Source organism: Hyphomicrobium denitrificans ATCC 51888, assembly GCF_000143145.1.
Classification (GTDB): Bacteria; Pseudomonadota; Alphaproteobacteria; order Rhizobiales; family Hyphomicrobiaceae; genus Hyphomicrobium_B; species Hyphomicrobium_B denitrificans.
The window spans coordinates 1,471,162-1,494,239 of sequence record NC_014313.1 but is presented as its reverse complement, the minus strand read 5'-3'; the positions used below and the strand labels follow the sequence as shown (position 1 = coordinate 1,494,239).

Genomic DNA, 23,078 nt, shown 5'->3' with positions numbered 1-23,078 from the left:
TCGCTCCCCTCTCCCTGCACAAGACCAGGCGAAAGGGAGATGGAGACAGGCCATGCCGAACGAAACACATTCTGGCGGATGCCAATGCGGCGCCATTCGATTTCGCGTCGAAGGAAGCCTGGGCGACGCCTCCGTTTGTCATTGCCGGATGTGCCAGAAGGCATTCGGAAATTTCTACGCCCCGCTCGTCTCGGTCCGCGACGCCAAGCTCACCTGGACGCGCGGCACACCGAAGAAATTCCGCTCGTCGAATTTCGTCGAGCGCGGGTTCTGCACCGAATGCGGCACCCCATTGACCTATGAAGCTCCCGATGGCATCGCGCTCGCGATCGGCGCCTTCGACAACCCGGCGGATATCACGCCGAAACTGCAATGGGGCATCGAGGGCAAGCTGCCCTACGTCGACACGATCGGCGCGCTGCCCTCCCATCACACACTGGCCGATGCCAATGCCGCGCCGTTCTTGCACGACATGGTGTCATATCAGCATCCCGATCACGACACGGCACAGTGGCCGGAGCAGCATCCCAAACGATGACACGCACGCCACGAAAACTGACGTCGGTCGACGACCTGATTGCTGCAGAGCTTGCGCCGGCGTCCGCGCGCGACGCGTTGAACAATGTCGGCGCGCGTTACGCCATCTCCGTTACGCCCGCCGTTGCCGATCTTATCGATCCCAATGACCCGGCCGATCCCATAGCCCGGCAATTCGTTCCCGATGCGCGCGAGCTTGAAACCCACGCGGCCGAACGTGCAGACCCGATCGGCGATCGCATCAAAAGCCCAGCGCCCGGCGTCGTCCATCGCTACCCGGACCGCGTTCTGCTCAAGATCGCCAGCGTCTGCCCGGTCTATTGCCGCTTCTGCTTCCGCCGCGAAATGGTCGGCCCTGCCAATGGCGAAACCCTCTCGGCCGATGATCTCGCCGCCGCCGTCGCTTACATCCGCGCAACGCCCGCCGTTTGGGAGGTGATCCTGACGGGCGGCGATCCACTCGTTCTGTCACCGCGCCGCATTCGCGAGGTGACGGAGATGCTTTCGGCCATTCCGCATGTAAAAATCCTGCGCTGGCATACGCGCGTGCCGGTGGTCGATCCCGATCGTGTGACGGATGAGCTGATCGCCGCATTGAAAGCCACGCACAAGACCGTGTTCGTCGGTCTTCATACCAATCACGCGCGCGAATTGACGGGATCGGCACGCACTGCCGTTGCAAAGCTCGTCGATGCCGGCATCCCGCTCGTCAGCCAGACCGTGCTGCTCAAGGGCGTCAACGATGATGCCGATACGCTCGAAGACCTGATGCGCACGCTCGTCGAACTGCGCGTCAAGCCCTACTACCTGCATCATGGCGACCTCGCGCCCGGCACCGCCCACTTCCGCACCACGATCGCGAAAGGGCAAGCCGTGATGCGCGAATTGCGCAAGCGGCTTTCGGGGCTCGCACTGCCGACATATGTGCTCGATCTCCCCGGCGCACATGGCAAGGTGCCGCTGGAATCCTACGCGAGCCTCGAGTCCTCCGGCAGGACGCGCCTCCGCGACGCATACGATCAGGAACACATCTACGACGACTGCTGCTCCGCCCCCGACATCCCCTGACGACGGGTTACTTCGGTGTCTTCCCGTACAGGAGGAACCGGGGCCATGGCGCCCACTCACCACTCACGTCTCTAGCCCCGCCGCCGCCATTCGCCTGAAAAATACTTGGCAGGCGGGTCAGCGGCCTCCGCAAGATCGAGCGCATCGACTTCATCAAACCACCTGTCGCGCGCACTCTCGGGCAATCCCGTTCCACACCACGGGCAGTGGTCGATCAGGAGATACGACGCACTGCCGTCATGAATGATGAGCCCGTACTCGTCCATCGCCTCATTGTAGACGATGAGAGAGTCCGCACATTCGAACGGATCGATGTGCTGATCGCAATCAAACTCGAGCGCCTTCACCATTGCAGCGCAGCAATGCACAGCCGACTTTGACGGCGGCTTCCAATCCCCGATCGGCATCCACAGAACGCGCCGGTCAGGATAAAGTGCTTTGCTCACGGATCATTCGCTCCACGCATGCGGATCAACCGGTCCAACCGGCTGATATCATACGATCAATGCATAGATTGTCCCTGAAAAATCAGCAAATTCGGGCGTCCGCTATCGCAGCGGAATGCTGATCCAAGCAACGATTTTGCTTGGGAACGGCACCGTCTAATGCCAAATTGACGCAAATCAACGCGTAGGATTACCTACGGAACAACGAAAAAAACGGCGGGAGGAACAATGAACGAACAGCTGAAGCGTGAGACCTTTTTCGGGGCGTGTCCGCATGATTGCCCCGACACCTGCTCGATGATCTACGAAGTCGTCGACGGTCGCCTGTCTTACGTGCGCGGGAATAAAGAGCACCCGATGACGCGCGGCGGCCTGTGCGTCAAACTCAAGGACTTCCACGACCATCACGCCAACCCCGACCGCTTGATGTACCCCATGCGGCGGTCTGGGCCGAAAGGCTCGAAGCAGTTCGAACGCATCACCTGGGACGAGGCGATTTCCGAGATCGGCAAGCGCTGGCGCGCGATCATCGCCGAGTATGGCAGCCAGGCGATCATGCCCTACAGTTATTTGGGCAACATGGGCCTCGTGCAGGGCATCAATTCCGGCGACCCGTTTTTCAACAAGCTCGGATCGACGGTCAACGAGAAGACGTTCTGCGCCTCCGGCTCGTCGACCGCATGGCTGCTGACCGTCGGCCCAACGGGCGCGGTGGATCCCGAAAGCTTCGTCCATGCGAAATATATCGTGATCTGGGCGTGCAATTCGATCTCGACCAACCTGCATCATTGGCCGTTCGTGCTCGAGGCGCAAAAGCGCGGCGCAAAAGTCGTCGTCATCGACTCTTATCGCTCGCGCACGGCGAAGGCTGGCGATTGGCACATCTGCCCCCGCCCCGGCACCGATGGCGCGCTGGCGATGGGCTTCATCAATTCGATCATCGAGCAAGGCCTCGTCGATCACGACTACGTCGACAAGTACACGTACGGCTATCCGGAGCTTAAGGAACGCGCTGCGGAATTTACGCCGGAGTACGTCGAGAAAGTCACCGGCGTGAAAGCGGCCGACATCGCCAAATTCGCCCGCGAGTTCGCCACGGCGCAACCGTCCGTCATTCGTCTCGGCGTTGCTCTTGAGAGAAGCGTCGGCGGGGGGCAAGCAATTCGCGCCGCCTGCTGCCTACCCGCACTCGTCGGCTCCTGGCGCCATGTCGGCGGCGGCCTTTTGCAAATGCCGCTCTGGGATTTCCCGATCGACTGGGCCAAGGCCGCACGCCCCGACTGGATCAAACCCGGCACGCGCGTCGTCAACAACCTCAAGCTCGGCGCGGCTCTGACCGGCGAGATGCCGCTTGATCCGCCGATCAAAAGCCTGTTCGTGTTCTGCACGAACCCGGTCTCGCAGGCACCCGAGACGAACAAGATCGTCCAGGGTCTGCAGCGCGAGGACCTGTTCACCGTCGTCGCCGAGCATTTCCTGACCGACACGGCAAAATACGCCGACATCGTTCTGCCCGCCGCAATGGCCGGCGAGGCCGAAGATATGATGTGGTCTTGGGGTCATTTCTATATGACCTACAATCAGAAGGCCGTCGAACCTCCCGGCGAATGCAAACCGACGAGCGAAGTCTGGCGTCTGCTCGCCAAGGAAATGGGCTTCGACGATCCCGTCTTCAAAATGACCGACAGCGAGTTGTGCGCGGAATACATCAATTGGTCCGACCCGAAGATGGGCGGCATCGACATGGAGTATTTCAAGAAGCACGGCTTCTATAAGATCGACGTCGGCAATGCCGACACGCGCATACCGCACGCCGAGGGGCACTTCCCGACACCGTCCGGCAAGGTCGAGTTCCTGCTGCACGACGCCAAGAACTTCGTCGCCGGTCCGTTCCGCGCGATGTACGACGGCGAGCAGTCGGGCGAGCCGGTCGATCCGCTGCCGGGTTACATCCCGGCACGCGAACGGCCCGAGACCAATCCAGAACGCGCCAAGCTCTATTCGCTGAATATCATCTCACCGAAAAGCCACGCGTTCCTGAATTCCTGCTACGCCAACGAACCGCACAAGATCAAAACCCAAGGCGATCAGTTCGTGCTGATCTCGCCCGGTGACGCGACGACGCGATCGATCCGTGAAGGCGATCCGGTGCGGGTCTATAACGATCGCGGCGATTTCGAAGGTCTGGCGCACGTGACGGACGACGTGCCCAACGGCGTCGTCGTGGCGACACTCGGCTATTGGCGCTCGCTCAACCGCTCCGACGGCTCGGTAAACTGCATTTCATCCGACGCCTGGTGCGGACTTGGCCGAGCCCCGACGTTCTCCGACAATCTCGTCGAGGTGCAGCGCGTCAACTGACCGGCACGACGACGAACACAAACAGAAGCCGTTCCGGGCGACGAATTCTCGCCCGGAACGGCTTTACGTTTTTTAGCTGCCTGTTCCCCAGGGAACAGTCCCGCACACGACACCTGCGCTAACCAACGCCTTGGTAAAAAAGACGCCGCCCGCTCTTCTGCCGGAGCCGAGCATTTCGTAAAAGAATGCGGGAGCGAGGCCGCTTCAGCACTGGATGTCCATGTCCCCCGCGCACGCGGCTCTTGCCGCCATGACGTATCTGCTGGCCAAACACGCCGTCGCGGATTTCTTTCTGCAGACGCAGATGATCTATCGCCAGAAGGGGATCTACGGCGCGCCGGGCGGCCTGCTTCACGCCCTCATCCATATCCTGCTGACGGCGCCGGTCTTCTTCCTGTTTCCGGGCGGCAGCGCGGGACTTGCGCTCGCGCTGCTCGCCGGCGAATTTCTCGTTCATTATCACATCGATTGGGCCAAGGAGCAGATCGTCCACCACTACGGCTGGAAGTTCGCCGACCGGCAATATTGGTGCGCACTCGGCTTCGACCAGTTTCTTCATGGACTGACCTACGTCGCCCTGCTCTGGATCTGGCTGCCGGCTACCTGAACGGGCAAACGGCCACCTTGCGATTCCCGCTATCTCTCTGCCATATGCAGCGAGCCAAACCTGCCGACCGCAAAAAACGACGCCGCCGTAACGTTTCGGCGCTCTCTGGCGAAATATCCTAAAGGCGAAACCTTGGACCGAAAGGCACGAGACGCGGAGTGGTCGGCGCTGATGCGCGCCGCAACAGCGGGCGATGAACCCGCATACCGCACGTTGCTCGAAGACCTTTCGCGGCTTTTGAGAGGTGCCGTGCGGCGCGGCTTTGCCGGCGTCGGCGTGGCGCGCGACGATGTCGAGGACGTGGTGCAGGACACTTTGCTGGCGATCCACTTGAAGCGGCACACCTGGGACCCAGCTATGCCCTTGGGACCCTGGGTACTCGCAATCGCACGCAACAAGATGATCGACGATTTGCGCCGTCGCGGCCGGCGTCCGGAGATCCCGATCGACCTGACGCAATTCGACATCGAAGGCGACGATCAACAAGCCTCGATCGACGCCCAGGATGTTGCGCGCATCCTGAATGGCCTGTCGGATCGCAACCGCGACATCGTCCAGTCGATCAGCATCAACGGGCATTCGGCGCGTGACGTTGCCGATCGCTTAGGGATGACCGAAGTCGCCGTCCGGGTCGCCCTGCATCGTAGCCTGAAGGCGTTGGCCGATACCTATCAAGAGAAGAGCCGATGAAGACCGACGACCTCATCAAAGCCCTGGCCGCCGATGCCAAAAGCGTCGAGCAGCCGATTGCGCGCACGCTCGCCGTCGCCGTCGGCATCGGGGCGCTACTGTCGCTCGCCGCCTTCCTCGCAACCCTCGGGATGCGCGCCGATTTCGCGCAAGCGGCATCGACGTCGATCCGCTTCCTGTTCAAGTTTGTCGTGACGCTGAGCCTCGCTGTTCCCGCCTTCCTGCTCGTTCGCGGCTTGTCACGACCCGATTTCAAGCTCGACAAGCGACTGTGGTGGCTGGCGCTTGGCCCCGTGTTGCTGATCGGCGGAATTGCACTCGAAATGATTTCGGTACCGGCCGACGCCTGGCAGGCGCGGATGATCGGCCACAATTCATTCTATTGCATGGTCACGATCCCGCTGCTGTCTTTGGCACCCTTCGCGGCGATCCTCTATGCCTTGAAGTGCGGGGCTCCGGCCAACCCGGCGATTGCAGGCGCCGTCGGCGGCATCCTCTCGGCAGCGATCGCGGCGACGCTCTATGCTAGCCACTGCGCCGACGACAGTCCGCTCTTCGTCATGGCCTGGTACCCCTTCGGCTTCGCACTGATGGCCGCCCTCGGCGCAATGATCGGCGCGCGCTTCCTGCGCTGGTAGCCGACGCCTGACAATCGCTCGTTGCTGCTTGCGTGGATGGCCGCCTTCGCGGCCATGACGTGAGATGGACAAACGTAGCGCACGTTGCCTCGACGCATACTGGTGCTTTTAGAGCGGAGACAGACTTCCGGTCGCGCAACTCTCCTCTTTCCGTCATGGCCGCGAAGGCGGCCATCCACGTTTCTTTCACGCGCTCCGCATTTCCAGTGGACTTCAATGGGAGCGGGTTGGGCTGGCGTGAAGCGCTTGGGCGGTTTCCCAACGCAATCTGCGGATGCCGCGCTAAAGCAGATCGCGCAGGCGGTAATAGAGCATGCCGAGCGCCAACATCTGATTGCCGAACACGTCGCTGAGCGGCAGTCGCGTATGCCGGATGCGGTCGAAAAGATCGAACCTTTCCGTCACGCCGCAAATCGCGTCTGACACGATCTCCGCCCCGATGTGCGTTGCGTTCACCCCGTGCCCTGAATAGCCCTGCAGAACATAAAGGTTCGGCTCCAGGCGCTCGATCACCGGCACCCGGTTCATGACGATCGCGATCCGCCCGCCCCATGCGAAGTCGATCTTCGCGTCCTTGAGCTGCGGAAAAATCTCGATCATGCGCGGCCGCATCGACGCGCCGATGTCCTTCGGATCGCGGTTTGAATAGTTGCAGCGCCCGCCGAACAACATCCGCCGATCCGCCGACAAGCGATAATAATCGAGCACGACATTGCTGTCGCAAACGGCGAGATCCTGCGGATTGATCTCTGCGACCATCGCCTCACTCAGCGGCTCCGTCGCGATGATGTAGCTTCCCGTCGGCAGCATTAGACCGCGAAGCCGCTCCTGACCGAAACGATCAAAAATTTCGCCGCCGATGACCACCGTTCCGGCCTCGACGCGCCCGCGTTCGGTTCTGACGTACGGCTTCGCGCCGCCTTCGAGCGCCACCACCGGGCTGTCTTCGAAAATCCTGACACCGAGGCCCGTCGCGGCGCGCGCTTCCCCGAGACAGAGATTGAGTCCGTGCACATGCCCGCTGCGGCGATCGATGAAGCCGCCATGATAAATGGACGTGCCGAGCACACGCGGAAGATCGACAGACTCGACGAGTTCGAGATGATCGCCCTCGCCCTCCTTCACGCGCTCTTCGTAATGCGCGCGCAGACCCGGCATGTGCCTCGGCCGCGCCGCGACCTCCATCCAGCCGTGCTTCAGATCGCAGGTGATGCCGTATTTCGCGACGCGATCTTCGATGATCTCATGCCCGCGATAGCGAATGTCACGGACAAGCTTGGCGCCCGCCTTGCCGAGCTGACGCTCGATCGTCGCTTCGCCGCTGATGCCGCCGATCATCTGACCGCCGTTGCGCCCCGACGCGCCCCAGCCAATGCGATTGGCTTCGAGCAGCACGACGGAACGCCCGCGCTCCGCCATCGTCAGCGCCGTCGCGACACCGGAAAAACCACCGCCCACGACGCACACGTCGGCCTTGACCGTGCCTTCGAGCGCCGGATAGCGCGTCCGGTCGTTCGCGGTCGCCGCGTAATAGGAGTTGATATGATCTTGAGCCGTCACGGCCAGCACGATTACCCTGCTTCGCGCGCGAGCACAAATCGCGCCGGCCGATTATGACACGTCATCAGTCCGACGCACCGAAAGCGATACGCCGCTCGCGCTCCTGACGCTCCGACTGCCGTTTCGTGAAATAGGCGGCGGCGAGCACGCCGACCGTCACGATGCCGATCAGGATCGTCGAGATCGCGTTGATTTCCGGCGTCACGCCGAGCCGCACCTGACTGTAGATTTTCATCGGCAGCGTCGTGGCGCCCGGCCCCGTCGTGAAGCTGGCAACCACGAGATCGTCGAGCGACAGCGTAAACGACAGCAGCCACGCCGAAATCACCGACGGCGCGATGATCGGCAGCGTCACCTGGAAGAACGTGTTGACCGGCGTCGCGCCGAGATCCATCGCCGCTTCCTCGACCGACTTGTCGAAGTCCTGCAACCGCGCCTGTACCACGACGGCCGCATAGCACATCGTAAACGTGATGTGCGCCAGCGTGATGGTCCAGAACCCACGATCGATGTTGAGAGCGACGAACAGCAGAAGCAGCGACAGGCCGGTGATTACTTCCGGCATGACCAGCGGCGCGAAGATCATGCCCGAAAACAGCGTCCGTCCGGGGAAGCGCCCCATGCGCACCAAGGTGATGGCCGCAAGCGTGCCGAGCACGGTCGCGACCGTCGCCGAAATGAAGGCAACGCGAAGGGTGACCCATGCCGCTTCCTTCAGCGCCGTATTGTCGAGCAGCGAGGCGTACCACTTCGTCGACCAGCCGCCCCACACCGTCACCAGCTTCGACTCGTTGAAGCTGTAAATGACGAGCAGCAGGATCGGGATGTAGAGGAACGCGAAGCCCAGTGTCAGTGACGTCGCGTTGAACCAAGAGAACCGGTTTTTCATCGGCCCGCCTCCCGCTCATTCTGTTGCTGTCGCTGGAAGAAGACAATCGGCAAGATCAGCACCAGCAGCAGCACCACGGCAACCGCCGACGACAGCGGCCAGTCACGGTTGTTGAAGAACTCGTTCCAGAGTGTGCGCCCGATCATCAGCGTTTCCGACCCACCGAGGAGATCGGGAATGACGAACTCGCCGACGGCCGGAATGAAGACCAGCAGGCAGCCTGCAAGCACGCCCGGCAGCGACAACGGGAACGTCACCTGCCAGAACGCTTTCCACGGGCGCGAGCCGAGATCTTCCGCGGCTTCGAGCAGCGTCGGGCTGATTTTCTCGAGGCTCGCGTAGAGCGGCAAGATCATGAATGGCAGGTACGAATAGACGATGCCGATGTAGACGGCCGTCGTCGTGTTCAGAATGCTGAGCGGCTCGCTGATAATGCCGAAGTGCATCAGAAACAGGTTGAGCAGCCCCTCCTTCTTCAAAATTCCGATCCAGGCATAGATGCGGATCAGGAATGACGTCCAGAACGGCAAGATGACGAGCATCATCAGCGTTGGTTGCCAAGCTTTGGGAGCCCGCGCCATTCCGTAAGCGATCGGATAGGCAACAAGCAGCGTCATCAGCGTCGCGACGGTCGCGATCTTGAGGCTCGACCAATACGCGTTGACGTACAGCGGATCGCTGAAGATGAACTTGTAGTTCTCGAAATCGAGCTTCGACAGGAAGCCGCTGATGCCGTCGCTCCAGTTGAACGTCGGCGTATACGGCGGAATGGCGATGGCCGAGTCCGACAGCGACAGCTTGAAGACGATGAAAAACGGAACGAGGAAAAACAGGAAAAGCCAGAAATACGGCGCCCCAATAACATACCATCGCTTGAGGCCGGAGGAGTTCGCGCTTGCCATCTGAAACTCCTACCGCGTCAGAACCACGCCTGCATCGACAGGCCAGTCCAGCCACACATCTTCTTCCCAATTGATCGTGCGCTCGACCGCGTGCGCCGCATTGGCACGCAGAGCGGTCACACGTTCGCCGGGTGCTGTCCGCACATGATAATGTGAGATCGACCCGAGATAGCCGATGTCCTCCACCTTGCCCGGAATAGCGTTGAGCGGGCTCGCAGGCTTGTCATGCGCGATGCGGATTTTTTCCGGCCGCAGCGCCAGCCACACTTGCTGCCCGACGGTGACGGGCTCGGCACTGCGCGTCTTGAATTTATATCCGTCGTTGGCATCGATTTCGACGCAGCCTTCGGAAACGGCCGAAACCTTGCCTTCGAATACATTCACGTCGCCGATGAAACCCGCGATGTAGCGTGTCTTCGGATTTTCGTAGATATCGCCCGGCGTCGCGACCTGCACCAGTTCGCCCTTGTCCATGACGGCGATGCGGCTTGCAACGGTCATCGCTTCTTCCTGGTCGTGCGTCACGATGATGAAGGTCGTCCCCGTCGTTTCCTGAATGCGCATCAGTTCGAACTGCGCCTGCTGGCGAAGCTTCTTGTCGAGCGCGCCCAATGGCTCGTCGAGCAGCACGATGCGGGGCTTCTTCGCAATGGCGCGGGCAAGAGCGACGCGCTGCTGCTGGCCGCCTGAAAGCTGGTTCGGCTTGCGCTTGGCGAAGGGACGCAATTCCAGCATCGTCATCGCTTCGTCGACCCGTTCGGCGATCTTGTCTTTCGCCATGCCTTCCTGACGAAGGCCGAAGCCGATATTCCCCTCGACCGTCATATGCGGAAACAGCGCGTAGGATTGGAACATCATGTTCACTGGCCGCTCGTAAGGCGGCAGGTTCGTGATGTCCTGTCCGGCAACGATCGTGCGCCCGTCTGTCGGCATTTCGAAACCCGCGAGCATTCGGAGCAACGTGCTCTTGCCGCAGCCGGACGGCCCGAGCAGCGCAAAAAATTCTCGCTCGTAGATATCGAGCGTCACATTGTTGACGGCGACGAAATCGTCGAATTTTTTGGTGACGTTCTCGAAGCGGACGATGGACGACTTGTTGGGATCCTTCCACGGCGCAAAGCCTGATTGCGGCGCAGCCGTGCGCGGACCGGCGCGCTGCGGACCGGCGCCCGGCTGCTTGGCGTCTCCGATCATCCCAACCGTCATGACGAAATCCTTTGAATTGATTGTTTCAGCGCACCGCAAAAAAGCGGCGCAATCAAAAAAGGGCCCGATCATCGATCGAGCCCTGTGTGTCATTTGCCTATTGTCCTGTAACGACTTTCGTCCAGGTTCTCGTCACGACGCGTTGCGTCTTCGGATCGTAAGCCGTCTTGACGAACAGCCGCTTCATCCCATCGGGATCGGGATAGATCGATTTGTCCGATGTGATCGTTTCGTCGATCAGCTTCTGCGAGGCGAGGTTTCCGTTCGCGTACGAGACATAGTTCGACGCCTTCGCGATCACCTCCGGCCGCATCATGTAGTTCAGGAAAACGTGCGCTTCTTCGGGATGCTTTGCATCTGCCGGAATGGCCATTTCGTCGAACCACATCTGCGCGCCCTGCTTCGGCAGCGAATAGCCGATCTCCTGCCCGTTCTTGGCTTCCTGAGCACGCGTGCGTGCCTGCAGAATATCGCCAGAGTATCCGACCGCGATGCAGATATCGCCGTTCGCCAGCGCGTTGATGTACTCGGAGGAATGGAATTTCTGAACGAACGGGCGCACCTTTTCCATCAGCGCTCCGGCCTTCTCGATGTCTTCCGGCTTGCTGCTGTTGGGATCGAGACCCAGATAGTTGAGCGCCGCTGGTAGAATATCGTCCGGCGCATCGAGCATCATCACGCCGCAATCCTTGAACTTCGCTAGAATTTCCGGCTTGAAGATCAGATCCCAGGAATCGACCGGCGCATCCGCCATGCGCTCCTTGACCTTGCCAATGTTGTAGCCGATGCCCGTCGTACCCCACATGTAGTTGATGGCGTAGTCGTTACCGGGATCGTAGATCGCAAGCTGCTTCATGATCTCCGGCCACATGTTGGAGAGATTGGGCAGCTTGGATTTATCGAGCTTCTGGAAAACACCTGCTGTGATCTGCCGCGAAAGAAATGGCCCGGTCGGAACGACGACATCGTATCCGCTGCCGCCCGCAAGCAGTTTCGTCTCTAGGACTTCGTTGCTGTCATAAACGTCGTAAACGACTTTGATGCCGGTTTCTTTGGTGAAATCGGTAAGAATCTGCGGATCGATGTAATCCGACCAGTTGAAGATTCTGACTTCCTTGTCCGCTGCCTGAGTGGCCGCTCCGGCGAACAAGGCTGCGAAAGATAAAGCGACACATGCGGCACGCCGAGCCGCTTTCCCGAACGTCAACATCGGTCTTTCTCCACGGACAGGTCTGCCCTAGCCGACCCGCCGCTTGGCCATTCCGCGAGCGGAAAGGCGGTGGCGCGTCGCACGGCCTATGCTAAACGCCGACTATTCTGCGCAGGAAAAATGCGAAGCACAACAACATCCGCGCAGCAAAATGCACATGCCTTTGCCTAATCTGAAGTCACGATGCTCGCGACATAGGTCGCTCGTCGTGTCAAGCGCATCGGGAAGGAGGACCGACATATTTTGTCGATGCACTGCATCGCACCCGGCCTTGAGCTTCCGGCACGTTTATGATGACTATAGAAAATGGGCGGCAGGGGCTCCGTTAAGCCTGCCGGCTGTCCTAGTCTTAAGTCGACGGGACGATGATCCGTGGAGATGCTTCTCTGCGATCCGTACCCTGGCGGCTCGGACGACGCCCGTAATTGACGCCGCTTCGTTCGACGCCGTTCCAATCGAAACACCCAGGTGCCATCATGACTGCCCCACTTGGAGGGACACCCAGCGAGGACGGCGAGTTCGGCGTCGGCTCGACGCCCGAGACCTTGCGCCATTGGCTGCGCCAGCATCGCATCGAAGAAATCGATTGCGCCGTTCCCGACATCGCGGGCGTCGCGCGCGGTAAGACGATGCCCGCGGAGAAATTCGTCAAGCTCGATCCGGTGCATCTGCCGATCTCGATCTTTCATCAGACGATCACCGGCGATTACGTCGGCTTCGAGGAAGACGGCCAGCAGCTTTACGCCGAAAGCGATCTGATGATGGTGCCGGATCTTTCGACGATCCGCCCCGCGCCGTGGGCGTCGAGCCCGACGGCTCAGGTCATCCACGACGCGCTATGGCAGAGCGGCGGTCCGGTCGAAATCGCGCCGCGCAATGTGCTGAAGCACATCGTCGAGCTCTACGAGAAAGAAGGCTGGCGTCCGGTCGTCGCACCGGAGCTGGAATTCTATCTCACGAAAACCAACCCCGATCCCGACTATCCGCTCGAACCGCCGACGGGTCGATCCGGCAGACCCGGCGCGGGTCGGCAGGCCTACAGCCTCGGCGCGGTCGACGAATATGACAAGATTGTCGACGACATCTATGAATTCGCCGAGCGTCAGTATCTGAAGATCGACACGATCATTCAGGAAGGCGGCGCGGCGCAGCTCGAGATCAACCTGCTGCACGGCGACCCGGTCGATCTTGCCGACCAGGTCTTTCTATTCAAGCGCACGATCCGCGAAGCCGCCTTCACGCACAACTGCTACGCGACATTCATGGCGAAGCCGCTGGCCAACGAGCCGGGAAGCGCCATGCACGTTCACCAGAGCATCGTGGACATCAAGACCGGCAAGAACATTTTCACGCTCGGCAACGGCGAACCGAGCAAACTCTTTTTCAACTTCATCGGCGGCCAGCAGACCTACCTGCCGGATGCGATGTGCCTGTTCGCTCCGTACGTGAATTCTTATCGCCGCCTCGTGCCGAACGGCGCGGCCCCGATCAATGTCGAATGGGGTTACGACAACCGGTCCGCCGGACTGCGCATTCCGATTTCCCCCGATACCGCGCGCCGTGTCGAAAACCGGCTCGCAGGCGCCGACTCGAACCCCTACCTCGCACTCGCTGCGAGCCTCGCCTGCGGCTACCTCGGCATGAAGAACGCGATCGAGCCGCGTGCGGCCGTCGTCGGCAACGCCTATCGCAACGATCGCCAGTTGCCGCGCGGTCTGCTGGAATCCCTGACGGCCTTCGAGGAAAGCAATGAGCTTCACGAGGTTCTGGGCAAAAGGTTCTCGCACGTTTATCTGGCGCTGAAGCGCAGCGAGTTCGAGGAATTCATGCGCGTCATCAGCCCGTGGGAACGCGAGCACCTGCTCCTGAGCGTCTGATTTCAACGCGGGCATAAAGGACCAGCGGACCGCTGCGAGAGCACGGCTGCTCCATCGCGGAGCAACGTGATAGCTTTATTTAAGCTTACGGCAGATTACCGACAATTCCCGCCGCAATGACGCATTGCACGCTGTTGCATAGACTCCGATTTAACCGGTCGAGAGTGAACTTGGCACGCGCATCTAACACGCCGGAAGGCTATTCCGATGAACGTCAAGCATGCAAACGAGGCGGTCCGCGCCGGAACGATCCTGTTCGTCGACGATGAACCCCTCTCCCTCAAATACTTCAAAGCTTCGGTCGGCAAATACGCGAATGTCGTGACGGCGGACTCGCCGGAAGCCGCGCTGAAGATCCTCGAAACAAAGGGTGACGACATTTCCGTCGTCGTCAGCGACGAGCGCATGCCGCGCGACAGCGGCGTCGCGTTCCTGAGCGACGTCCGCAAATCGTGGCCCTCGACGGTCCGCATCCTGACCAGCGCCTACGCCAACATCGATCTCGAACAGGCCATCAACGGCGCCGCCATCCACCGCTTCGTTCCGAAACCGTGGGACCTGGACGAGTTATGCGCCGCAATGAAGGACGCCCTGCACGGCGAAGATTTGATCAACGAAGCCGCCGTACCCTCGCTCGGCAGCGATCAATGCACGGATGCTCACAGCGCGAGCGTCGAATTGTTGGCCGTCCTTTCGAGGGAGCTCGCGAGACCGCTGAAATCGCTCGAATCCGCAGCGTCCAGCATCTCGGCGCTCACGGGAATGCAGCCTATTCCCTCCTCGCTGCACGGGGTTTCGCAGAACTTAAATTGGCCAGCGCGATATCGCGACGGCAAGCTTGCCGCTGCGGCCGACCAGATGCATCGCGATATCGCATATTGCAAATCTCTCGCCGAACCGATCACCGCGCTCAGCGAAAGCCTGTCCGACCTGGTCAATATGAAGACCTATTCGATGGCGGAAACGGCCGCCGAAACACTTGAGAACATCGGCAGGCGTTCGAACCGCAAACTCATCGAACTCGATGCACGCCACGATTTCCAATACCGCATGCCCAAGCAAGTGGTGGCGTTCGTTTTGTCTGCTCTGTTACAGAGCGCGACCGAAAGCCTGCATGACGGGCGCACCGGCATTCGGATCGAGTTCGTCCGCCGCCGCGATCACAACGAGGTGAGGATCACATCCGCCAGCGTCGCAACACTCGGCGTCGTCGGCCCCAATAGAGAACGCCTCAGCAGAAGCGCGCTCTGGGCATTCGGTGGAGAGCTGTTGTTTTCCAGCGACAACAGCAAGGGCACGCAAACTGCGGCGATATGCCTACCACGCGTGCCTGATGATGTGGCACGCGCAAGCCATTAACAAAACATTAAAAAATGATCTAAACGGGATATTAATCTGACGCCCCAAAACTGGACGATGTGCTAGGGTCGACCGCAGGGTCACATCGACAGGGAATGGGAGCGGACATTGCGTATCGAGAGAGATATCGACCGCACGGTCTCCTTTAAGAGCAGTCAGGGGACGATTGTAAGAGGGACACTCAGCAAGCTTTCCAGACGAAATATCGTCTTCGAGATTTACAATCCTTTCTCACCGATTCAGACGAGCGAAGTGTTGCGCGACCTGTGCGTCCGCCGCGGCAAGAACCTCGTATATCAAGGCGATGCCGTCGTCACCGGCGTCGTAACGACGAGCATTCTCGTTGTCGTCTCGGCCACCCTGGTCGACGATTGGACGGCTCTCGACACCTTCGATTCGGAGCCGACCCAGTTGAGGTCGGAAGTTGCTCGTTTCGTCGACGAATGGGAACGTCTCAATAAGCTCGACCCCAATTATCAGCTCAAGGTCGCCGACCTCAGGTCGTTTTTGAGTGACCTGAGCTTCTGGCTCGATCAGGTCGATCTCGCCACCGAAGGCGAGCAGGCGACATCCCCGACACCGCTCGACGCCGCGAAATTCGAAGAGATCAAAGGCCCCGTGATGCCGCGCCTGACGGCGCTGTTCATGGAGCTTGAGGAAGCCTGCCGGCAGCTCGAAGCCGACGAGGTCGAGAACCACAAGCAGCTGGCGCAGCGCGATCTGCTGCCGCTGATGATGGCCTCCCCGTTCTTCAACCGGGTCTATTCAAAGCCGCTCGGCTATGCCGGCGACTACGAGATGGTCAACATGATGTTCCGCAAGGAGCGGGGCGGAAAGACGACCTACGCGCAGATCGTCAACGAGTGGCTGCTCAACGGCGGCCCGCCGCAGGCCCATCGCAATCGCATCTTCCTTCTCGAGAAAATGCTCGAGCAGGCTGCCGATGAGGCCACCAAAGGCAACAAGTGCCCGCGCATCCTGAACGTCGGCTGCGGCCCGGTTCAGGAACTTCAGCTCTTCATCTCGAAAAACAAATCGGCGCACCGCTTCTCGTTCGACCTGCTCGACTTCAACGCCGAGACGCTGGCCTACGCCAAACGGCAGATCGAGGCGATCACCGCGGGACAGGCCGAAGCTCCGAAGATTACTTACATCCTCAAATCGGTGCAGGACCTTCTGCGGCAAGCCATCGAAATGCCGGCGAACTCACCGACCTATGACATCGTCTACTGCGCCGGACTGTTCGACTACCTTTCGGATCGCGTCTGCGCCAAGCTCGTCAAGCTTTTCTACGAGTGGTGCGAACCGGGCGGTCGCGTGATCGTGACAAATGTTCATTCGTCAAACCCTGTGAAAGGTTTGATGGAGCATATTATGGAATGGCATCTGGTGATGCGGGACGAGTCAGATATGTTGCGCTTGGCGCCCGATCCAAATGCGGCAAAAATTTATACGGACGATACCGGCATTAACGTCTTTTTGGAGATCGTTAAGCCAATAGCTTAGGCTTATGGAAGAGACACTAAGACTTCGGCAGGCCTTTGAAGCGGAGGAACACGAACTTCGGCTCAGGCAGTCGAAGGTAGCCTGTATTTTGGGCATCGTGTTGATTCCGGCGGGCATTGCGCTCGACTACATTTCCTATCCCGACCAGCTTCTATCGCTCGCAGCCATTCGACTGGTGGCCGCGGCTCTGATCGCGGTCATCTATGCCTTGCACTTCTGGGATAAGACAACGCCGTACGTGCGCTATCTCACGATGGCCGGACTATTGATTGCCGTTGCCTCGATCTCGCTTATCATCGCGATGACCGACGGCGCCGCATCGACATATTACACGGGCCTGTTTCTCATTCTTTTTGCCGTCGGCGTCCTGGCGCCGATGCAGCCGTTCGAGGCCACGCTTCTCTGTATAGCGACGCTCATCATCTACATCATCGGCTGCTCGGTTCAGCCCGAGCACGAGAACACCGTCAAATCGCTACTCAATAACCTCTACTTCCTTGTGCTCACGTGCATCATTTCCGTGACGGCGGTCCACTTCAACTATCGTCGCCGCTTCAACGAGTTTCAGCTCAAATACAAACTCGCAGCACAGCACGAGGAGCTGTCGGCTCTCGACCGCCTGAAGTCTCAATTCTTCGCCAACGTCAGCCACGAGCTGCGCACGCCGCTGACCCTTATCCTCGCGCCGGTTGAAAAACTCAAAAGCGATGTCGCGTCGTTGGGCGCTCCGGCAGCCGAACTGCTCGAGGTCATTGAAAACAACGCCCTCCGCCTCCTGCGTCTCGTCAACGATATTCTCGGTCTGATCCGGCTTGAGGAAGGTCGCGCCTCGCTCGTCAAGAAGCAGATCGATATGGCGCATTTCTTGAGCCATACCACCGCATCGATGAAGCACCTCGCGGCGATGAAGGGCATCGAGCTGACCCTTTCGGAGCCGCAAGGTGACCTTCGGATCGACGCCGATCCCGATGCGCTCGAAAAGATCATCGGCAACGTCATAGCGAACGCGATCAAGTTTACACCGCCCGAAGGACGCATCGACGTCGCGGCCGCACACGAAGGCGACATGGTGACGGTTCGCATCGCCGACACCGGCATCGGCATCCCGCCCGAGCAGCTGCCGCACATCTTCGACCGCTTCTATCAGGTCGACGGCTCCGCCACGCGGCGCCACCAGGGCTTGGGCCTCGGCCTGGCTTTGGTGCGTGAGCTGATCACCCGGCACGGTGGCGACGTGGCGGTGTCGAGCGACTCCGGCCGCGGCACGACCTTCGTGCTCCGTTTCCCTCAGGCCGCGCCCGAAAGCCAACAACTCGCCGGCCGGCCCGAAGCCACTCCCGACCGCCTGGTCAACGATCCGTTGCGCGCATTCGACCGCAAGGCGTCGGCTCGCGCACTCACGGCCGATGAGCCGGCGAAACCGGCACAGCACGACGCACCGATCCCTGCCACGGCGACACCCGATACACGGACCGAGTTGCCGCTCCTCCTCGTCGTCGACGATGAGCCGGACATGCGTCGCTATCTCGTGACGATGCTGCGGGAGACCTATCGCGTCATCGAGGCGGAAGACGGAATCAGCGCCCTCGAGAAAGCCCGCGCAGCCCACCCTGACCTCATCCTCCTCGACGTCATGCTGCCCGGCGTCAGCGGCCTCGAAGTCTGCCGTTCCCTGAAGGAACGCACCGAAACGCGCGCCATAAAGATCATCGTCCTCACGGCACGCGCCGACGAGGAAGCCAAGATCGTCGCCCTGAAGAACGGCGCCGACGACTTCCTCATCAAGCCGTTCAGCGGCATCGAAGTCCGCTCGCGCATCGCCAACTTCATCCGCGCCGCCCAGCTGGAACGCGACCTCCAGCGCACCAACGTCGAATTGAAGGACAGCCTGCAACAGCTGCGCGAGACCGAGGCCGCCCTCGTCCAGAACGCCCGCCTCAGCGCCCTCGGCACCATGGCCGCCGGCCTGCTGCACGAGATCGGCAATCCTCTGAACTTCATGGGAACCGCGCTGCAGCTCGCCGCCCGCGATCCGACGATCCAGGGCGACCCCGACACGGCGGACACAATGAAGGACATCCAGGCCGGCTACGACCGCATCCATCGGGTCGTAACCGATCTCCGCGGTTTCACGGCGCCGCAAAAGCCGGAGCATCCGCGCCCCTTCCCGATCGAGTCCGCGATCGATCACGCGCTCCGTTTCACGGCACACGTTCAGAAAGGCATAAACATAACGCGAGACATCAGCGAGAACGGAATAGTCTTCGGCTCGCAATCGACGATCACGCAGGTCCTTGTTAACCTCATCGCCAACGCGATCGCCGCCGTCCGCACCGTGGAGGAGAAGCGCCAACCCGAGATCAGCATCAGCTCCTGGATTCAAGGAAACGAACTGTTCGTCTCAGTTCGCGACAACGGCACCGGCATCGACCCTAAGATTCAGAGCCAGATCTTCGACCCGTTCTTCTCGACGAAGGACGTTGGCGAGGGCATGGGGCTCGGGCTGGCCGTCAGCCATCGGATCATAGCGAATCACGGTGGTTCATTGAGTGTTAAGAGTTCCCTAGGAGACTGGACCGAGTTCCGATTCAATCTGCCGCTTTCGTCAGAGAAAGAAGACCAGGTCCCTCATGGACTCGTTTCCTATTGATCAACCTGTCGAAATCTTGATCGTTGATGACGAGCCGCAGGCAGTAAAGTATTTCAAGAAGGCATTCGGCACCAAATACGACGTTTTGACCGCAACGAGCGCCGATGAAGCCGAAGCGCTCGTTCTTTCCGGCAATCACAACATCGGACTGGTAATCACCGACCAGCGCATGCCGGGCCGCAGCGGCGTCAGCTTGCTCAACCGCATCCGGAGCGAGCGCCCCGACATCATCCGCATGCTGACGACGGCCTATGCCGATCTCGACAGCGCCATTGACGCGGTCAACAAGGGCGAGATCCTTCGCTACATTTCGAAGCCCTGGGACCTGCGCGTCCTCGAAGCGGAAATCGATCAAGCGATCACGTTCTTCCTGCTGAAGAACGAATACGACATGCTTCTGCGCGACAAGCTTAGCGCTCTGCACCGCACGCTTCTGCGCGACCGCATGAACGGTCTGGCGGTCATGGCGGGAACGCTGCCCTACAACAACGCGCCGCTCACGATGTACCATTACCTCAAGGACGCATTGGCCGAGCCGTGCTGGCGCTCGATCGTGCGCAAACAATGGTCACAGCTGAGAGTCCAGGACCATTGGCGCATTCCCGTCGATGAGACGAAGCGCGCCATCAGCCTGACCGAAGATCTCATGGACCGTGCGCTGTTCGCGAACAATGACGCGGGCGCGACGGCGGACATCGTCGCCATCGCCAACGCCTGCGCCGATAGCATCAACGAAGAGCACGGCGAAAGCCACGTCCGCATTCTCAGCGACGCGGCATCCATCGTCGTCGGGACAAGTCCCTTTGTCGTCCAGTCCATCCTGCAGCGGCTGATGGAACCGGCGAGCCGCTGGGCTGCTCCGGGAAGCATTCTGCAGGTCAACCTCAGCCGCAACGATCAGGGCGAGGCGACCATCCATCTCGAAACGCGCAACTGCGAGCCGGGCAAGGCGCTGCAGGATTCCGTGCTCTTCACGCCCGCCATGCAGGTAACGCCCCAGCATGCGAGCGACCTCCTGAAGGCAGCGCTCGCCATCGGACATCTCGGCGGCAGCATCAGTTCGCCCCCGATGCAAAACGGCTACAAGCAGATTCATGTCATCCTGCCGGTCAAACCCGCCCAGCACAGCGAACCGTCGGTTTTCCCAGCCGAATGGATCGAGGATCTGAGCAGCGATTATGAGAAGTGGGTCCTAGGGTCCCTCGATATCGCTGCCTAAGACGGAAATCGCACCGGCGCGCCTCTCCTGCTCGCTGGAACTTTCCGACGCTCTTTCGCGTGACTTGCGCGTCACCGCCTCCGTGTATGCAATGTCGGAGCATTAGCTCCACGCTGTCGCATGCCCGCGCATGGTCGTCATTTCGCCAATCCTGCAAACGAGTCTGTTGCCTGACCGCAGCTTGTCTGTGAAGGTCAGCATGGTTAAAGCGGGCTAGCCGCGCATGAGGGAACCTATCCTGCCGGCGATGACTTATCGCCCGGCGCGTTGCCTGCCCACATAACCTGCATTGGGAGACAGGTTTTTGATGACAGCCCAAGTCCTCGTCAAAGACGAATTCCTGCTGAGCCGGATTTTGTCGAGGCAACGGGCTGCGTTCGATCGCGATGGCGAGCCCTCGCTTGCGCAACGCAAGGCCGACCTCAGGAAACTCAAAACCGCCGTGCTCGCGCGAAGAAGCGAGATCGAAGCTGCATTGAATGCCGACTTCGGCAATCGGTCCGCCTATGAAACGCGCATCATGGAATTGGTGCCCATCGTCCAGACCATCAATTACCTGAGACGCAATCTCAAAGCCTGGATGCGTCCCGAACGTCGACGCGTGGCGATCCATTTCACCGGTGCCCGCGCCTACGTCGTGCAACAGCCGCTCGGTGTCGTTGGAATTATCTCGCCCTGGAATTATCCGCTGTCACTGGCGTTGATCCCTCTCGCGACGGCCCTCGCAGCCGGCAATCGCGTGATGCTGAAACCGTCCGAGCTTGCACCCACGACGTCGGCATTTCTGAAGCGAATGCTGGAAGAGCTTTACGGAGAAGATCGCGTCGCGGTCGTCACCGGCGGTGCCGACGTCGGTGCGACGTTCGCAAGCCTTCCCTTCGATCACCTCGCGTTCACGGGCAGCACGGCCGTGGGCAAGCTCGTGATGAAAAAGGCCGCGGAAAATCTCGTCCCCGTCACGCTTGAACTCGGCGGAAAATCGCCGGTCGTTCTCGGCCCGGATGCGGATTTCGAAACGGCTGCGACGCGCATCGCCTATGGCAAACTCGCAAACGCCGGACAAACCTGCATCGCGCCCGACTACGTTCTCGTGAAGGACGAGCAGGCCGAGGCGTTTCTCAGCGCCTATCGCGAAGCCGTCGCAAAGCTCTATCCCAACGGCATCGGTAGCGAGACCTACACCTCGGCAATCAACGCGCGCCATCTCGAACGGCTGCGCGATCTCGTCACCGACGCGAAAAAGAAAGGCGCACGCATCGTCGACGTTGCGCTAAGTTCAAGCGCCAACGCCCAAAGTCTCAAGCTTGATCCGGTCGCAATCCTCGGCGCAACCGACGACATGGCCGTGATGCGCGAAGAAATTTTCGGGCCGCTGCTCCCTATCGTGACGTATCACGACATCGAAGCTGCGATCGCCTTCATCAACGACCGCCCTCGGCCGCTGGCTCTTTATTATTTCGGAAGCGACGGCGACGCGCGCCGCAACGTGCTGACGCGAACAACATCAGGCAACGTCACGGTCAACGACACGCTGATGCATTACGTCCAGAACGCACTTCCGTTCGGCGGCATCGGCAGCAGCGGCATGGGCGCTTATCACGGTCCAGAAGGCTTCAAATCCTTCAGCCATGCCAAGGGCGTCTTCGTTCAGTCGCGCTGGAATTTCGGCGGACTGCTCCGTCCCCCATTCAATCGCCTGACGGACATGGCCATCCGCTATCTGCTCTGGTGAACGGTCCCGGCGCGGATATCCCTTAAGGACCCATGCAGCTGTTTTCGAAATCGGTCGCCTCTTTCGATTTGTCTTCGTGCGACTGTGGCCTGCCGCGACCTAGCGCGCCATCCGATCGGGCACGCAGATAGATGTAAATGTCGTCGATATAACACATGACGTTTTTGTTCGTGCCAAACGCCGGCATGACCAACGTCTGAGCCGTGTTGACGTCCTGCTTGCCGCCGGAAACGATGCCTAGAAAATCAGAGTAGCTGAGCGATTTTAGCGCATCCGTCAGATCCGGACCGAAGCTCGAACCTGCGCCGTCCGGCCCGTGGCACACATCGCACGTCCCGTTGTAGCGCCGGAAGCCCGAGAACGTATACCAGTCGACTTTGCCATCCGGCGAAATCTTGTAGGTCGGGTCACCCTTGGCGTCGAAGTACTTCCCACCGTCGTCTTTGACCGCCTTGGACGACGCAGGGATGGCCGCATTGGCGACGCCCGATGCAAACGCCAGCAGAACGCCAAGCAGAGCCCCGGCACGCCGGGCTGTCTTATGAGATGTCATCCCGATCACTCCTTGAAACCAACACGGACGGGCAGGCGCTGGAAGCCGGAAATTGAGAGACAGTGCGA

General features: G+C 60.3%; 19 protein-coding genes. 12 read left to right on the top strand and 7 right to left on the bottom strand.

Annotated elements, in window-relative coordinates:
• Window positions 1-52 precede the first annotated feature (52 nt).
• Window positions 53-538 carry a GFA family protein gene (locus HDEN_RS07085; protein ID WP_013215463.1) on the top strand — a complete coding sequence of 162 codons (486 nt, stop codon included), beginning with the start codon at window positions 53-55 and terminating at the stop codon, window positions 536-538.
• On the top strand, window positions 535-1,605 hold the full coding sequence (locus HDEN_RS07080; RefSeq protein ID WP_013215462.1) for a lysine-2,3-aminomutase-like protein: 1,071 nt from the start codon (window positions 535-537) through the stop codon (window positions 1,603-1,605). Before HDEN_RS07085 ends, HDEN_RS07080 begins: the two co-directional genes overlap by 4 nt.
• Window positions 1,606-1,676: 71 nt before the next feature.
• On the opposite strand, the gene HDEN_RS07075 is transcribed toward HDEN_RS07080, so the two are convergent.
• A complete protein-coding gene (locus HDEN_RS07075) occupies window positions 1,677-2,051 on the bottom strand; it encodes a DUF6980 family protein (protein ID WP_013215461.1) in 375 nt (124 codons plus the stop codon).
• A 228-nt stretch (window positions 2,052-2,279) separates the two neighbouring features.
• On the opposite strand from HDEN_RS07075, the gene HDEN_RS07070 reads away from it, so the two are divergent.
• From HDEN_RS07070 to HDEN_RS07055, 4 genes are all read left to right on the top strand, one after another.
• Window positions 2,280-4,412 (top strand): molybdopterin-containing oxidoreductase family protein, encoded by a 2,133-nt coding sequence (locus tag HDEN_RS07070; protein ID WP_013215460.1) that lies wholly within the window; start codon window positions 2,280-2,282, stop codon window positions 4,410-4,412.
• 220 nt (window positions 4,413-4,632) lie between these two features.
• Window positions 4,633-5,019, top strand: coding sequence for a DUF3307 domain-containing protein (locus tag HDEN_RS07065; RefSeq protein WP_013215459.1), 387 nt, complete (start codon window positions 4,633-4,635; stop codon window positions 5,017-5,019).
• A gap of 132 nt (window positions 5,020-5,151) precedes the next feature.
• A complete protein-coding gene (locus tag HDEN_RS07060; RefSeq protein ID WP_013215458.1) occupies window positions 5,152-5,709 on the top strand; it encodes a sigma-70 family RNA polymerase sigma factor in 558 nt (185 codons plus the stop codon).
• The gene (locus HDEN_RS07055) at window positions 5,706-6,347 is read left to right on the top strand and encodes an NrsF family protein (protein WP_013215457.1); all 642 of its coding nucleotides are present in this window, start codon (window positions 5,706-5,708) and stop codon (window positions 6,345-6,347) included. The genes HDEN_RS07060 and HDEN_RS07055 overlap by 4 nt, the downstream gene beginning before the upstream one ends.
• 282 nt (window positions 6,348-6,629) lie before the next feature.
• On the opposite strand, the gene HDEN_RS07050 is transcribed toward HDEN_RS07055, so the two are convergent.
• The 5 genes from HDEN_RS07050 to HDEN_RS07030 all read right to left on the bottom strand — a co-directional run bounded on the left by HDEN_RS07050 (window position 6,630) and on the right by HDEN_RS07030 (window position 12,114).
• Complete coding sequence (locus HDEN_RS07050) at window positions 6,630-7,916, bottom strand: NAD(P)/FAD-dependent oxidoreductase (RefSeq protein ID WP_013215456.1); 1,287 nt, start codon at window positions 7,914-7,916, stop codon at window positions 6,630-6,632.
• Window positions 7,917-7,971: 55 nt separating this feature from the next.
• Window positions 7,972-8,796, bottom strand: coding sequence for an ABC transporter permease (locus HDEN_RS07045; RefSeq protein ID WP_013215455.1), 825 nt, complete (start codon window positions 8,794-8,796; stop codon window positions 7,972-7,974).
• A complete protein-coding gene (locus tag HDEN_RS07040) occupies window positions 8,793-9,698 on the bottom strand; it encodes an ABC transporter permease (RefSeq protein ID WP_013215454.1) in 906 nt (301 codons plus the stop codon). The genes HDEN_RS07045 and HDEN_RS07040 overlap by 4 nt, the downstream gene beginning before the upstream one ends.
• Window positions 9,699-9,707: 9 nt before the next feature.
• Window positions 9,708-10,904 carry an ABC transporter ATP-binding protein gene (locus tag HDEN_RS07035; protein WP_013215453.1) on the bottom strand — a complete coding sequence of 399 codons (1,197 nt, stop codon included), beginning with the start codon at window positions 10,902-10,904 and terminating at the stop codon, window positions 9,708-9,710.
• A 97-nt stretch (window positions 10,905-11,001) separates the two neighbouring features.
• Complete coding sequence (locus tag HDEN_RS07030; RefSeq protein WP_013215452.1) at window positions 11,002-12,114, bottom strand: polyamine ABC transporter substrate-binding protein; 1,113 nt, start codon at window positions 12,112-12,114, stop codon at window positions 11,002-11,004.
• A 476-nt stretch (window positions 12,115-12,590) separates the two neighbouring features.
• Here HDEN_RS07030 and HDEN_RS07025 point away from each other — a divergent pair, with 476 nt between their 5' ends.
• The 6 genes from HDEN_RS07025 (at window position 12,591) to HDEN_RS07000 (ending at window position 22,457) form a co-directional block, all read left to right on the top strand.
• Window positions 12,591-13,991 (top strand): glutamine synthetase family protein, encoded by a 1,401-nt coding sequence (locus tag HDEN_RS07025; RefSeq protein WP_013215451.1) that lies wholly within the window; start codon window positions 12,591-12,593, stop codon window positions 13,989-13,991.
• Between the two features lie 207 nt (window positions 13,992-14,198).
• A complete protein-coding gene (locus HDEN_RS07020) occupies window positions 14,199-15,350 on the top strand; it encodes a response regulator (protein ID WP_013215450.1) in 1,152 nt (383 codons plus the stop codon).
• A 108-nt stretch (window positions 15,351-15,458) separates the two neighbouring features.
• Window positions 15,459-16,856, top strand: coding sequence for a class I SAM-dependent methyltransferase (locus HDEN_RS07015; protein ID WP_013215449.1), 1,398 nt, complete (start codon window positions 15,459-15,461; stop codon window positions 16,854-16,856).
• Between the two features lie 97 nt (window positions 16,857-16,953).
• Window positions 16,954-19,506, top strand: coding sequence for an ATP-binding protein (locus HDEN_RS07010; RefSeq protein ID WP_245256786.1), 2,553 nt, complete (start codon window positions 16,954-16,956; stop codon window positions 19,504-19,506).
• Window positions 19,487-20,725: a response regulator gene (locus HDEN_RS07005; protein WP_013215447.1), complete on the top strand. Its 1,239-nt coding sequence runs from the start codon at window positions 19,487-19,489 to the stop codon at window positions 20,723-20,725. Before HDEN_RS07010 ends, HDEN_RS07005 begins: the two co-directional genes overlap by 20 nt.
• A gap of 307 nt (window positions 20,726-21,032) precedes the next feature.
• Window positions 21,033-22,457 (top strand): coniferyl aldehyde dehydrogenase, encoded by a 1,425-nt coding sequence (locus HDEN_RS07000; protein WP_013215446.1) that lies wholly within the window; start codon window positions 21,033-21,035, stop codon window positions 22,455-22,457.
• Between the two features lie 22 nt (window positions 22,458-22,479).
• Here the strand turns inward: HDEN_RS07000 and HDEN_RS06995 are convergent, their stop codons facing one another.
• Entirely contained in the window at window positions 22,480-23,010 is a 531-nt protein-coding gene (locus HDEN_RS06995) for a c-type cytochrome, methanol metabolism-related (protein ID WP_013215445.1), read from the bottom strand.
• Window positions 23,011-23,078 lie beyond the last annotated feature (68 nt).

Bases quoted from the DNA above. Each gene is read 5' to 3' on its own strand.
- HDEN_RS07070 (WP_013215460.1), top strand. From the start codon at position 2,280: ATGAACGAACAGCTGAAGCGTGAGACCTTTTTCGGGGCGTGTCCGCAT.
- HDEN_RS07085 (WP_013215463.1), top strand. From the start codon at position 53: ATGCCGAACGAAACACATTCTGGCGGATGCCAATGCGGCGCCATTCGA.
- HDEN_RS07065 (WP_013215459.1), top strand. From the start codon at position 4,633: ATGTCCCCCGCGCACGCGGCTCTTGCCGCCATGACGTATCTGCTGGCC.
- HDEN_RS07025 (WP_013215451.1), top strand. From the start codon at position 12,591: ATGACTGCCCCACTTGGAGGGACACCCAGCGAGGACGGCGAGTTCGGC.
- HDEN_RS07030 (WP_013215452.1), bottom strand. From the start codon at position 12,114: ATGTTGACGTTCGGGAAAGCGGCTCGGCGTGCCGCATGTGTCGCTTTA.
- HDEN_RS07000 (WP_013215446.1), top strand. From the start codon at position 21,033: ATGACAGCCCAAGTCCTCGTCAAAGACGAATTCCTGCTGAGCCGGATT.
- HDEN_RS07035 (WP_013215453.1), bottom strand. From the start codon at position 10,904: ATGACGGTTGGGATGATCGGAGACGCCAAGCAGCCGGGCGCCGGTCCG.
- HDEN_RS07020 (WP_013215450.1), top strand. From the start codon at position 14,199: ATGAACGTCAAGCATGCAAACGAGGCGGTCCGCGCCGGAACGATCCTG.
- HDEN_RS07045 (WP_013215455.1), bottom strand. From the start codon at position 8,796: ATGAAAAACCGGTTCTCTTGGTTCAACGCGACGTCACTGACACTGGGC.
- HDEN_RS07040 (WP_013215454.1), bottom strand. From the start codon at position 9,698: ATGGCAAGCGCGAACTCCTCCGGCCTCAAGCGATGGTATGTTATTGGG.
- HDEN_RS06995 (WP_013215445.1), bottom strand. From the start codon at position 23,010: ATGACATCTCATAAGACAGCCCGGCGTGCCGGGGCTCTGCTTGGCGTT.
- HDEN_RS07005 (WP_013215447.1), top strand. From the start codon at position 19,487: ATGGACTCGTTTCCTATTGATCAACCTGTCGAAATCTTGATCGTTGAT.
- HDEN_RS07080 (WP_013215462.1), top strand. From the start codon at position 535: ATGACACGCACGCCACGAAAACTGACGTCGGTCGACGACCTGATTGCT.
- HDEN_RS07055 (WP_013215457.1), top strand. From the start codon at position 5,706: ATGAAGACCGACGACCTCATCAAAGCCCTGGCCGCCGATGCCAAAAGC.